At 47.6% G+C, this 12,111-nt stretch carries 11 protein-coding genes and 1 tRNA gene; 4 read left to right on the top strand and 8 right to left on the bottom strand.

Features of this window, described 5'->3' with window-relative positions; translation table 11 throughout:
* Positions 1-1,227: 1,227 nt before the first annotated feature.
* Positions 1,228-1,315 (bottom strand) — tRNA-Ser (locus L4D12_RS05145).
* A gap of 247 nt (positions 1,316-1,562) precedes the next feature.
* Between L4D12_RS05145 and L4D12_RS05150 the strand changes: the two genes are divergently transcribed.
* On the top strand, positions 1,563-2,138 hold the full coding sequence (locus tag L4D12_RS05150) for a UPF0149 family protein (RefSeq protein ID WP_428446755.1): 576 nt from the start codon (positions 1,563-1,565) through the stop codon (positions 2,136-2,138).
* Between the two features lie 97 nt (positions 2,139-2,235).
* Here the strand turns inward: L4D12_RS05150 and L4D12_RS05155 are convergent, their stop codons facing one another.
* Together L4D12_RS05155 and nadA are read right to left on the bottom strand one after the other, a co-directional pair.
* The gene (locus L4D12_RS05155; protein WP_428446932.1) at positions 2,236-3,117 is read right to left on the bottom strand and encodes a bile acid:sodium symporter family protein; all 882 of its coding nucleotides are present in this window, start codon (positions 3,115-3,117) and stop codon (positions 2,236-2,238) included.
* 105 nt (positions 3,118-3,222) lie between these two features.
* The gene (gene nadA, locus L4D12_RS05160) at positions 3,223-4,284 is read right to left on the bottom strand and encodes a quinolinate synthase NadA (RefSeq protein WP_428446756.1); all 1,062 of its coding nucleotides are present in this window, start codon (positions 4,282-4,284) and stop codon (positions 3,223-3,225) included.
* Between the two features lie 448 nt (positions 4,285-4,732).
* Here nadA and L4D12_RS05165 point away from each other — a divergent pair, with 448 nt between their 5' ends.
* Genes L4D12_RS05165 through L4D12_RS05175 form a run of 3 tightly spaced genes read left to right on the top strand, consistent with a single transcriptional unit; the run spans position 4,733 to position 7,857 of the window.
* The gene (locus L4D12_RS05165; protein ID WP_428446757.1) at positions 4,733-5,590 is read left to right on the top strand and encodes a TonB-dependent receptor; all 858 of its coding nucleotides are present in this window, start codon (positions 4,733-4,735) and stop codon (positions 5,588-5,590) included.
* Positions 5,591-5,599: 9 nt separating this feature from the next.
* On the top strand, positions 5,600-6,742 hold the full coding sequence (locus tag L4D12_RS05170; RefSeq protein WP_428446758.1) for a BamA/TamA family outer membrane protein: 1,143 nt from the start codon (positions 5,600-5,602) through the stop codon (positions 6,740-6,742).
* 8 nt (positions 6,743-6,750) lie between these two features.
* On the top strand, positions 6,751-7,857 hold the full coding sequence (locus L4D12_RS05175; RefSeq protein ID WP_428446759.1) for a DUF4056 domain-containing protein: 1,107 nt from the start codon (positions 6,751-6,753) through the stop codon (positions 7,855-7,857).
* Positions 7,858-7,916: 59 nt separating this feature from the next.
* On the opposite strand, the gene ybgF is transcribed toward L4D12_RS05175, so the two are convergent.
* The 5 genes from ybgF to tolR are packed head-to-tail and all read right to left on the bottom strand — an operon-like array spanning position 7,917 to position 12,110.
* Entirely contained in the window at positions 7,917-8,666 is a 750-nt protein-coding gene (gene ybgF / locus L4D12_RS05180) for a tol-pal system protein YbgF (protein ID WP_428446760.1), read from the bottom strand.
* A 17-nt stretch (positions 8,667-8,683) separates the two neighbouring features.
* The gene (pal, locus tag L4D12_RS05185; protein WP_428446761.1) at positions 8,684-9,214 is read right to left on the bottom strand and encodes a peptidoglycan-associated lipoprotein Pal; all 531 of its coding nucleotides are present in this window, start codon (positions 9,212-9,214) and stop codon (positions 8,684-8,686) included.
* A 35-nt stretch (positions 9,215-9,249) separates the two neighbouring features.
* Entirely contained in the window at positions 9,250-10,599 is a 1,350-nt protein-coding gene (gene tolB / locus L4D12_RS05190) for a Tol-Pal system beta propeller repeat protein TolB (protein WP_428446933.1), read from the bottom strand.
* 10 nt (positions 10,600-10,609) lie between these two features.
* Positions 10,610-11,653 carry a cell envelope integrity protein TolA gene (gene tolA, locus L4D12_RS05195; protein ID WP_428446762.1) on the bottom strand — a complete coding sequence of 348 codons (1,044 nt, stop codon included), beginning with the start codon at positions 11,651-11,653 and terminating at the stop codon, positions 10,610-10,612.
* A gap of 13 nt (positions 11,654-11,666) precedes the next feature.
* Entirely contained in the window at positions 11,667-12,110 is a 444-nt protein-coding gene (tolR, locus tag L4D12_RS05200) for a protein TolR (RefSeq protein ID WP_428446763.1), read from the bottom strand.
* Position 12,111 lies beyond the last annotated feature (1 nt).

Genomic DNA, 12,111 nt, shown 5'->3' on the forward strand with positions numbered 1-12,111 from the left:
CTATCAAGGCACAGGGTTAGCATACTCGGAAAATACGCTTCATTTCGAACCAGAGTTGATTGAAGCGCTTGCGACCCAATCCCCAAGCATCATCGAACATTCGCATAGTTTGATGTAAGCCCGCGGCCATCCGGTATCTCGCCGATGCCGGATGTTTTATACCATTTACCCAACGGTACGTGCGTTCATGCTAATGATATTCGTATCCTGTTTGTTATGTCGGGAAAAATGAGCAAGGCCAATATTCGGTTGCATTAGAAGAAAATTGTGGTGCTGCCAACCATATCGGAACTGGCGTGTTTTTATGAACTGCCGCTGAATTCTGTGACAAACAAGATCATCTGGCGGCAGAGCAGATATGTAAGGAAATGAAAAAATTAAGTAAGCGCACTCTTAAACTAATCAATAATTTTGACTCAAAGACACTTTGAATAAGCAAAATCAGACAGTAGCCAACATCATGATTTTAAAACCACACAAGCAGATCAACCTACACGCATAGCTTATTCCGGCACTGTCGCCGCCACATTGGAGACAAAATGAATTACTATTTACTCTTTGGTAGTTTTGACGATGGAGAGGGAGTCTACCAGAAAATTTAAAGGTGGATCTTTCAGAGACATTTGAAAATATGCCTATAACTCCTATGAGAGGGGCTATATCCTACTTACAGTTTGACCGTTCAAAATCTCTTTTAACAATTATCTATCAACTTCAAAGTACCAGGTGGCGTTGGTCTATATATAAAACTGATGCTGAAAAATACAATTTCCCATATATTTGTGATCAACTAGGTTATGAAATAAATAATGGACTTGGTGTTCGTTATTGGTATACAGGAAGTGGCTGATTCGTTACAGATATTGTTACTAAAGAAACCTGCCTTTCACTTTAATTAACGCACATGACGTTTTGATTCTGTTCTAATGTATCGCTGACACTTATATTCAACATAAGATCAGTAATATATTTCACTAAAAAACAAAACCCAAAGGTTACTTCGGCGACCGTTTTGTCATATCCACTAAATCTGCAGTGTGAAAATAGAATGGAAAATAGCCACATTGTTACAACGATGGTATTCCACCAGCAAAAGCAGCTAGTTCGTGGTATGACTTAAAGCTATGGGTTCTAATCGATGCTTCGGGAGGATCGTTAACTGTTGCTTATTGATTTTGAAGTATGTCAGATATGAAAAAGCCCGCTATAAAAGCGGGCTTTAGAATGTGGCGGTGAGTGAGAGATTCGAACTCTCGATACGTTGCCGTATACACACTTTCCAGGCGTGCTCCTTCAGCCACTCGGACAACTCACCTAATTTTGTCTGTTCGGCTTGTCGCCGTAACAGGGTCGCTACTATAGTGGGTGTTCCAGCCAAGGTCAATACAAAACAACATGATCCGAATGGAATGCCTAAACGTCACCCATCCTGCTCAATCCGCTGTCTGTCACTAACACTACCCGCCTGACCCTGTTACAATATTGCCCATATAGGGTACATACCCATTTATTATTTGGCGGGACCAGCTAGCATGAGCCCCCTATTTTTTAGTGAGAGTTCTATGTCTTCATCTTTACGTACGCTGCTGTCTAACCCACAACTGGCTGAACAGCTACTATCAGAAGCACAAACCCGTGGTTTTGTCACCGCGATGGCGGCTGCACCTTACCTGATTGACCCGATTGAATGGTTGGCTTTCCTTTGGGGTGGCGAAGAAACCTCACCGTTTGCCAGCCAAGAAGAGCTGGAAGCCTATGCCAATGAGATCGTCAACCTGTGGAATGAAAGCCGAGAGCAGCTTCTTGCTGGCACGTGGCAGTGGCCAGAAGAGTGTGCTTTGGATGATAAAGAGTTAGTGACTACCGCTACCCGTGAGTTTGCGGAAGGGCTACTGCAAGGCTGGCAGCTGGCTCGTGATGACTGGGAAACCATCATGCCGGAAGAGAGCGAGAACAACGCCCTGCTTGGCGGCGTATTACTGTGTTTCAGCCTGCTTTTCGATCCGGAAAGTGCAATTGAAACTCTGACTCAGGAAGGGGCAAATGGGCTGGCGCAATTTGAAGAGATCTTTGCCTCTGTACCAATGATGCTATGTGGCCTGACAATGCGTGCCCATGAATTGGCGGATGCAGAATAATTATCACGCGTTTACATTGTGCATGATCAATAAGGGTGACCATACATTCATGGTCACCCTTTCTTTATACGACTATCTCGCCACATCGTACTATTGATTAGCGCACTGGGCATGCCTTCGTATCGCGTTGATGCCAATAAATCATCAGCAGCACCGGGATATTCATCAATACCCCGTAAAGCAAGGGTGTCAGCGCCAACTCAGGCTGTTGCAGTTGCACCACAGCAACAAAAATAGCCGTGCCCGCATTTTGCACCCCAACCTCTATCGCTAATGTCCGGGTCAAGCGCTGCCCATCACGGTTATCACCTCGACTGCACAACACACCACGCGCAACTGCGGCCCCAAGCCCCATACCACCGAGACATAAAACAATGGCGACCAACGACGCTACCGAAAATAGCTGATTAAATACATTGGTGTTCGCAGCTAACGTTACAGCCACGGTAAAAAACAATGCCCATAACGATGAGCGCCCCGCCCACTGAGAAAACCGCTGAAAACGCAGGCCTGAACCATAATGGCGAACCAGCATCCCGATTCCGATAGGGAAAATAGTGACGGCGACCAGTTGTAAAATAGCCGTTTTCAATGGCAAAACTAACTGTGCCGAAGGAAAGACCAATGGCAATAGCAGTGGCAAACTAAACGGGACAATGACGCTACTAATCGCAGTCATGGTAACGGACAATGCGGTATTGCCGCCACATAGGTGGGTGATCGCATTAGACGATGCACCGCCGGGCGACAGTGCTAAGATCCACAACCCAATAGCGACCACGTCCGGTAGATTAAACGCATGCACCAAGCCATAGGCCAGCAACGGTAAACCAATCAGCTGTGCAGCCAACCCCGCAATAACTTGCACCGGATAACGGCCAACACGCGAAAAATCAGCCACTTTTAGGGTTAATCCCACCGTAAACATCATCCAGGCTAAAGCAACAGGGAGAGCAACCGTCAACATGGTCTGACCCATCATAACTCCTTTCATTTTGGCATAAAAAAAGCGACGCTCAGGCCGCCTTTCTAACTTTTATTCAGGTATTAAGGCAATGATATCGAGCATCACCGCCCAGTTATCTTACGCGTTACCTTTGACAGACAACTGTAACGCTGCCGCAAAATCCAACATCCGATTGAGTGGGATCAGTGATTTTTTTCGCAGTTCATCATCAACAAAAATGTCGTGGTTTTCACCACCTTCAGATAATGCCGCTTCAATCGCTTTCAAGCCGTTCATTGCCATCCACGGGCAATGGGCACAGCTGCGGCATGTCGCCCCCGCCCCCGCAGTAGGCGCTTCAATGAGCGTTTTATCCGGCACCATTTGCTGCATTTTGAAGAAAATGCCTTTATCGGTCGCGACGATCAGGGTTTGCTGCGGCAATGTTTTCGCGGCCTTGATCAACTGGCTGGTTGAACCTACGGCATCGGCGAGAGCCACCACACTGGCAGGTGATTCCGGATGAACTAAAATGGCCGCATCAGGATGCAGGTGTTTCATCTGGCGTAAGGCTTGAGCTGAAAACTCATCGTGAACAATGCACTCGCCCTGCCACAAGAGCATCTCTGCCCCCGTTTGCTTCTGAATATAGCCACCTAGATGACGATCCGGTCCCCAGATGATTTTTTTACCGTCACTATCAAGGTGCTCAACAATTTCCAATGCAATGCTGGATGTGACCACCCAATCTGCACGGGCTTTTACCGCTACAGACGTGTTCGCATACACCACCACAGTGTGATCAGGGTGGGCATCGCAAAATTCGGTAAATTTATCGGCAGGACAACCCAGATCAAGCGAACATTCTGCCTCAAGTGTTGGCATCAACACGCGCTTTTCTGGGGTCAGGATCTTCGCTGACTCCCCCATGAAGCGCACACCGCAAATCACCAAGGTTTGCGCTGAATGCTGATTACCAAACTTGGCCATTTCCAACGAGTCACCGATGAAACCGCCCGTTTCTTCGGCTAAAGCCTGAATTTCCGGATCGGTATAATAATGAGCCACCAGCACTGCATTTTTTTCCTTTAGCAGTACCTTGATCTTGGCTTTATAAGCGAGTTGTTGCTCGACAGTTAATGGGGTCGGCTTAGGTGGAAATGGGTACACCATCTCTGAAGGGTCAAATGTTAGACTCATCTCGATTGCTCTATTGCTGTCCTTGTAATATTGCGCATTATATACCCAAGCGACCTCTAGATGCGCGTTTCAGCGAGAATTTATTGCCCTCTAATCAAGGCGCTGATTTACGGACATAGTTATTCTACGTTAATAATCAGCAACGTAGAGTAGATGGCGATAAAACTCGCCCTTCGGGAGTGAGCCAGCACACTCACTTCTATGTCAAAAAAACTTGTAAGGGAATACCATTACTGCGTTTATTTTTCTTGAATTGAGCGCACTGGCGCACTCTGAATCCTGTATCTAGAGGCTGCTTGGGTATATACCCAAGCGACCTCTAGATGCCAAGAAACTCACCACCGCAACTACAAGCACAAGTACACTCGTAAGTTTACTTTTTTAAAAGCCCGTGTATGATGGCGCCAACTCCCTTATTTTCTCCAATTTTTCGGCCTCATACAGCTTAATGAAACATTATCTCTTACCAGCACTATTATTTTCTTCTGCCGCCAATGCCAGCTCATTCTCATTACCGATCTGGAAAGAAAAAGCCGAAGCGCTTGGCTACACCCTCCCCAAGCCTATCGGTTTTAGCATCAGCTATTTGAGCATGGAGCAAGGGATCAATGTGGATTCAATTAAGCTACAAGGTCTAAATATCCCAGGCTTGAACCTGGAAGCCAATGCCGGCACGCAAAAAACCGATGTGCTGTCATTCCGCACTGATGTATGGCTACTGCCGTTCCTCAATGTATATGCCATGTTTGGTATGCTTGAGGGATACTCAAAAACCGATGTGGATGCGTCTTTATCTATTCATATTCCGTTACCAAAGCCTCTGCCTTCGATTGATAAAACCTATAAGGCAACCATTAAAGATTTCACGTTAGATCTCGATGGTTACACCAAAGGTGTGGGGATTGTATTAGCGGGCGGCCATGGCAACTGGTTCGGTCTGGTTGATGCCAGTTTTTCCCAGAGTACCTTAACCGTGATTGATGGTGAAATTGATGCCCTTGTTATATCGCCTCGGGTCGGGTATGACTTCACCCCCCATGGCGTTCCAGCTCGAGTCTGGGTTGGGGCAATGTATCAGGAAGTTGAACAATCCTTGTCGGGCAAACTGTCTGATTTAGGGCTACCCGGTAAATTGGGCAACATTGCACCTAAAGATGCCGGCTTTCATGTCGAGCAGCACCTCACCACACCGTGGAATCCGTTACTTGGGGTGCAATATCAGGTGAACAAAGACTGGAACGTTCTTGGTGAGGCCGGATTTGGTGATCGCCAGAGCCTGTTTATCTCATTAGAACGCCGTTTTTAAGGTGAGATAATGCTACACATTCATACTGTCATACTCACGTTGATATGCAGCTCGCTGGTTGTGCCTTATGCCTTTGCAGAAGAGATCGCAGAAGTCAGCAAAGCTAGCTGGGTTGATCATCTGCTTAAACAATTGGGCTCAAGTGATACGGTTGATAACAGCAAGCTGATCGACTGGGGCGTACTACCGGGTCCTTTTGTGAACCCCGAGCAAGGGTTGGGAATCGGCATCGCCGCCGTGGGTTTATATACCCCGTATGATTGGGCAGCTGGCGATCATTATTCCACTGTAACCCTGACGTCCTATGCATCAACATCGGGTTCATTTGGCGTAGGCATCGAGAATCGAACCTATCTTGCACAAGATAGATTACGGCTACTAGCCGATGCGTGGTTCAGTCACTCGCCAGGTTATTATTGGGGGGTTGGGAAAGAAGCGGCTGAAACGGATCAAAACAAGACCCAGTATGATGCACAGATCATCCGACTTGAACCGAAGATTGCGTTACAGATTATCGACAATACCTATTTAACTTCAGGCTGGAGTTATCAGTCTGTAACTCGTTTAGATCCGGATCTCGGTGTATTTACCAATCATGATCTTAAAGATAGTCAATTGAGTGGGATTGTCACCGCGTTGGAATATGACAGTCGTGATTTTGAGCCCAACCCTCGGTCAGGCAACCTGCTCAGTGTGGAGTGGACGACCTATCGACCTCACTTTGGCAGCGATTTTGATTTCAACCGCTGGACCATTAATGCCCGTCACTACTGGCAGATCAGTACTCACACCATCATCGCGGTTGAAGGCTACGGTCAAGCGGTAGACGGCGATATTCCATGGTACGGGTATTCAGAAATGGGCAGTGCGCAACGTATGCGAGGTTATTATGAAGGCCAATACCGTGACAGAGCGCAACTCTCCACTCAACTTGAAGTCAGACATAGCTTTAACCACCGTCATGGTATGGTGACATGGATCGGAGCGGGTAATTTAGCCCCAGCAGTGGATGCACTTTTCGACGAGAACTGGTTACCCACTGTGGGTATTGGCTATCGCTTTGCATTTAAAGCCCGGATCAACGTTCGTGTGGATTTAGGCGTAGGCAAAGATAGCACCGGTTTCTATTTCCACGTAAATGAAGCATTTTAATTACGCACATGAAGATTCACACTCGCTCATTGATATTTGTACTCTCTCTCAGTGTTATCTCTACACTTTCCGCCCACGCCAGCACAGTGAAAGCGCCGCTGGGCGTACGCCCCTGTTGTGCCTTCGGTAAAGATCTAAAAGCCAAGGTCGGGGCGGTACCAGTACCATTTCTCTCTCTCAATAATGTACTTGGTATCAATGACATCGGCAGCCATCGCTATAACGATGGTTCCAGCTCTGTTGCCGTTAACTTATTGGGGTTAAGCAAGGAAAAAAATGGCCTGCTTTTTAGTACCCAAGGTGGGTTCATTGATACGGCTCATGTGCGCGACACCGCTGACTACACCTATTATTTGTTCCAGAATATGCAGGGATCATTAGGGACATCCCATGCCCTCAATTTACCCGCTGAATTAAAAGTCCGCCGTATTCAATGGGTCGACAATAAGACACCGCTATCGGCTGCAGAGAAAAACCAGCTCAGCGCTGATGCTGCCGCGCTATTAGCTTTTCGGCTGGCCCAGTGGCATGAAATTGCGCAATGGTTTGGGATGGTATCGGTCAGAGGATTTAAAGAATACGCATCAGCCTTTTCCGCCGAAGATCTCTATTCCAACATGCTTGGCGCTAATCTGGCTAAAACAATTTTATTAGCTCATCCCGATATTCAGATCAGTGATTTTAATCGCGAAATGGATGTCATTTTTGCTAAACAGATGAAAGCATTAGGTGTACAACCTGTAGCCATAACCAATGAGAAAATGGAACAACTTGATGGTGTGTGGTGGGACAGTTCACAACGCTTACCCGACAAATGGGTCGTGATTTTTCGGGATTATCGTTTCGGTTTACAATTATCCCCCAATTACCCCGGTGCGGATCACCCGTTATCCCTCTCCGAGCGATCAGTCAATGATCAGCCTATAGCGCAGTGGGTACAACTCGAACTGCATTCGGCGGGGAAAGATAACGCTTTTGATCAACTGCCGAACGGAATCAAAACGCAAAAGATATGGACGGTCGAGTATTTCCAACTTCTGGCTAATTTTGCTAAACAGCAAGATACACGTGAGCTGGAAGAAAGAAGATATAGCCAAACCCAACCATTGCCATGACACAAATAAAAATGCCGCATCTCGACGAAGAGAAGCGGCATTTTTATTATAGGGGTAGCTTACAGTTGCTTCAGATTTTTCTGAGCCTGTATCGCACTGGTCGAATCAGGGTAACCGGCAATCACCTCTTGGTAATATTGCTTCGCCTCTGCGACATTTTTACTGCGCTCTGCAATGATCCCCAATTTCAACAAGGCATCTGCCCGCTTATTGGAGTCTTTAACGCTCGCCACCGCCTTGAAATGCTCGGCAGCATCTGCAAGTTGATTCTGAGTGAAATACAACTGCCCCAGCCAATAATGCGCATTGGAATTATAGGCTGACTGTGGATAGGTCGTTAAGAAACCTTTAAAGGCAGTGATCGCCCCCGCATAATCCTTATCCTTTAAGATCAGGTTCACGGCTGACTCATAGGCCTCGTTTTCACCCACATTGCTGGTGTACGTTTCGGTCGGTGTTGATCCTGCCGATTCGGTAGCCGCTTTCGGTGTCGCTTGTGGCTGGCGGCTCAAAGCATCAACTTCACGGTATAGCTCACGCTGGCGCTCCAGCATTTGGCGGAGATCGTAGCTATTACGCTCAACAATTCCACGTAGCTCATCCATTTCGGTTGCCAGCTGATCCAGTTGTTGCTGCATATCCAGCTGCACCTGGTTGCGAGCCTCGATCATTCTTTCCAGACGATTGAGGCTATCGCCCTGCGCGCTGCTACTATTTAAGTCAGTAACAGGAGCAGGTGCGGCGACCACTTGGGTCGCCGCACCAACCAGCAACGTTAATGCGAGCTTGCGCATTGTGTTACTGCTCATAATGTTTACCTATTTACTTAGTAAACAAGAACCGAACGACGGTTCTTAGCATAGTCAGCGGCGGAGTGACCAAGCACTAGAGGCTTCTCTTCACCGTAGCTAACAATGGAAATTTGGCTTGCAGAAACACCCAGTGCCTGAAGGTACTTAGCAACGGCATTAGCACGACGCTCGCCCAGTGCAATGTTGTACTCTGGCGTACCGCGCTCATCAGCATGGCCTTCAACAACTACGTCAACATTGGCGTTATCACGTAGGTATTCAGCGTGTGCTGCTAGCATGTCTTGGTAATCAGGTTGAATTTCAGCGTTGTCAAACTGGAAGTAAACGGTTTGCTCTTGACGAAGCTGCTGGTTACGCAGTTCCTGCTCTGTCAGTGCTGGTGCTGATGGCTCAACAGGTGTTACAACTGTTGTTTGCTCAGTTGTTGAACCGGTGTTAGTTTGAGACGCAGCAGAGCTGTCTGTGCTGTCGCTTGAACTACATGCCGCAAGAGTAAACATTGGCAGCGCAATTGCCAGCCCCTTTAAAATTTTGTTAAGTTGCATTATTTTTTCCTTTATTATCGCTAATTGCAGTTACGTTATAGGAAAGGACCCCAAGAAGGAGCTCTAACCCGCCCGTTAGTTGCAGGTAATCGTGCTTTAAAGCGCCCATCAATCGACACTAACGACAACTCATTTTCTGTATTATTTACTGAGCTGTAAATCACCATGCTACCGTTGGGTGCGATACTTGGCGATTCATCCAGAAATGTCTTCGTCAAAATCTGTACTGCGCCGGTTTTTAGATCCTGCTTGGCAATGTTATAACCAGACTCGGATTTATTAACCATCACCAGAAAACGTCCATCTGGTGTTAATTGACCACCGAGGTTCTGACTTCCCTGCCATGTCAGGCGACTCGTTGAACCGTCAGCTAAATTTACTCGATATATCTGTGGTTTACCACCTCTGTCTGAGGTAAAGATCAAAGAGTCACCGTTAGGATCCCAAAACGCTTCTGTATTATTTGAACGTCCACGCGTAATTTGGGTCAGTTTCTTCGTTTCTAAGTCTTTTATGTAAATTTGCAGGCTGCCTGTTTTCGACAGTACCATCGCCAGTTTCTTTCCATCTGGCGAGAATCGTGGGCTGCCGTTATGGCGTGGAAATGACGATACCATCTCACGGGTACCGTTATAAATATCCATGATAAAGATCTGCGCTTGCCGATTTTCAAAACTAACATAAGCCAGTTTGCTGCCATCTGGTGACCAAGACGGTGACATCAGAGGCTGCTGTGACTTCAACACTAAACGCTCGTTGTAACCATCGTAATCTGCGACACGCAGCTGATAGGGATATTTACCTTTATCATCAATAACGACATAAGCAATCCGGGTCAGAAATGCGCCTTTTTCACCGGTCAGCTTCTCATACACCACATCAGAAATACGGTGCGCATACTGACGTAAGCGTGATTCTTTAACCGTGGCTCGGTTATTGATTAGCAGGTGATCTTGTGTGAGAACTAACTCACCATTCTCAAGCCCGCGGCTTTGACCGCTAGTAAGCTGACCACGAACCACATCCACTAACTGGTAGTGGATCACATAATTGCCATCGGCATTTTTGGCCACACTGCCGGTCACCAAGGCGTCCACTCCCAATGAGGTCCAGGCGTTGTAATCCACCTCTTCTTCACTAAACGGCGTCTGTGGCATCTTGCTCGCAGGAACGGGGGAGAATTTACCGCTGCGACGGAGATCTGAGGCGATCACCGCTGCAATATCGGTCGGCATTTTGCCCTCCCCTTCCCACTTAAACGGCACCACGCCAATTGGACGGGCTGAATTGACCCCTTCAGTGATCACCAGCTCCAGCTCTGCTTGTACTAGCTGACTAAAACTCAACAGAGCAATACACAAACCCATTAACCAACGTTTCATTATCACTCCTTATTTATTGCGGGTTTACGATCAGTCGAATATCACGTAGTTTCTCAACCACTGCCGGATCTTCCGGCATCGGGAACTGGCTGACCTTTACCACTGCCGATTTCGCGGCGCGACAGAGATTCGGGTCTCCCCCGTCCTCAAAAGCATCAAGCACTAAGCCATTGCTCGACAAGCGCATACGGATCTGACATTGTTTTCCAATAAAGCTTTGTTCAACAAGTAAGTTCTGTTCAATCATACCTTTGAAAATCGCACCATAACGTGCAGTTTCATCGGCTACAAATTGACCTTTTGAATCATCTCGTTGCACAGTTTCAGCCTCCAGCCCGGCAAACATATCATTCAATGCCGCTTCTTGCTGACGCTGTAACTCTCGAGCTTCTGCGGCTTTACGTTCCGCTTCTTTACGCGCAGCTTCCGCTTTTTTCTTTGCTGCGACTTTTGCTAAACGTTCTTCTTCTGCTCTCTTCGCTTCCGCCTCAGCCTTGCGCTGGGCTTGCTCTGCCTGACGCTTGGCCTCTTCCGCTTTACGCTGCTGTGCAACCTGCTTTTGACGCTCAGCTTCTGCTTGACGGGCTGCTTCTTGCTTGGCTTTGCGCTCAACCTCAGCTTTTGCTGCCTGCTCACGGGCAATCTTTGCCGCTTTATCCGCTTGGCGCTTTTCTTCTGCTGCTTTAGCGCGCGCTACCGCAGCCTGCTTACGCTCTTGCTCAGCTTGACGGGCCGCTTTTTCAGCTTTGAGCTTATCCGCTTTTAGCTGTCGCAGACGACGCTCTTCTTCCTGGCGCTGCTTTTCCAGCGCTTCTGATTGCTGCTCGAGTCGACGCAGGCGATCTTGCTCTGCGGTTTTGGCCGCTTCACGTTGCTGACGAATTCGTTGTGCCTGTTGATGAACCAAAGCCGGATCAACCACCACCGCTTTGATCGTACTACCTGCGGGCTTGGGCTTATCCATGGAAAAATCCGTCCCCCATAACAGGGCGGCCACCAACAAACTATGAAGCAAGATTGAAATAAGAACGGCTACGCTGTAATTTTTGTTGTTCATCCAGCTGGTCCGCCTACTGCTCTAGAGGCTCTGTCATCAAGCCGACAGAGCTAACACCAGCCTGATTCAAAGCATCCAGCGTCTCAATGATATAGGAATACGGTGCCCGACCGTCTCCACCGACTAATACCGCGGAATCAGGATTAAGCTGCAACTCTGCCCGCACACGCGTCAGCAAATCATTGAGCACTAACCCTCGCATCATATCTTGATTATCAACGCTTAAGCCAAGCTGACCATCTTGGTTGACTTCAACAATGATGGGCGCACGATCACTCTCACCATTCATCTCTGCTGCCGTTTTTGCACTCACGGTTGACGGTAAATCAACATCGACCCCTTGAGTGACGAACGGGGCTGTGACCATGAAGATGATCAATAACACCAGCATCACATCAATGTACGGCACGACATTAATTTCAGCGGTTAATTTACGTTTCTTTGGTTGGTACGCCATC

This window comes from Photobacterium nomapromontoriensis (assembly GCF_050336815.1).
Taxonomy (GTDB): domain Bacteria; phylum Pseudomonadota; class Gammaproteobacteria; order Enterobacterales; family Vibrionaceae; genus Photobacterium; species Photobacterium nomapromontoriensis.

Excerpts from the sequence above, each read along its gene's own strand:
- L4D12_RS05150 (WP_428446755.1), top strand. The coding sequence starts at position 1,563 with ATGTCTTCATCTTTACGTACGCTGCTGTCTAACCCACAACTGGCTGAA.
- L4D12_RS05155 (WP_428446932.1), bottom strand. The coding sequence starts at position 3,117 with ATGGGTCAGACCATGTTGACGGTTGCTCTCCCTGTTGCTTTAGCCTGG.
- nadA (WP_428446756.1), bottom strand. The coding sequence starts at position 4,284 with ATGAGTCTAACATTTGACCCTTCAGAGATGGTGTACCCATTTCCACCT.
- L4D12_RS05165 (WP_428446757.1), top strand. The coding sequence starts at position 4,733 with ATGAAACATTATCTCTTACCAGCACTATTATTTTCTTCTGCCGCCAAT.
- L4D12_RS05170 (WP_428446758.1), top strand. The coding sequence starts at position 5,600 with ATGCTACACATTCATACTGTCATACTCACGTTGATATGCAGCTCGCTG.
- L4D12_RS05175 (WP_428446759.1), top strand. The coding sequence starts at position 6,751 with ATGAAGATTCACACTCGCTCATTGATATTTGTACTCTCTCTCAGTGTT.
- ybgF (WP_428446760.1), bottom strand. The coding sequence starts at position 8,666 with ATGAGCAGTAACACAATGCGCAAGCTCGCATTAACGTTGCTGGTTGGT.
- pal (WP_428446761.1), bottom strand. The coding sequence starts at position 9,214 with ATGCAACTTAACAAAATTTTAAAGGGGCTGGCAATTGCGCTGCCAATG.
- tolA (WP_428446762.1), bottom strand. The coding sequence starts at position 11,653 with ATGAACAACAAAAATTACAGCGTAGCCGTTCTTATTTCAATCTTGCTT.
- tolR (WP_428446763.1), bottom strand. The coding sequence starts at position 12,110 with ATGGCGTACCAACCAAAGAAACGTAAATTAACCGCTGAAATTAATGTC.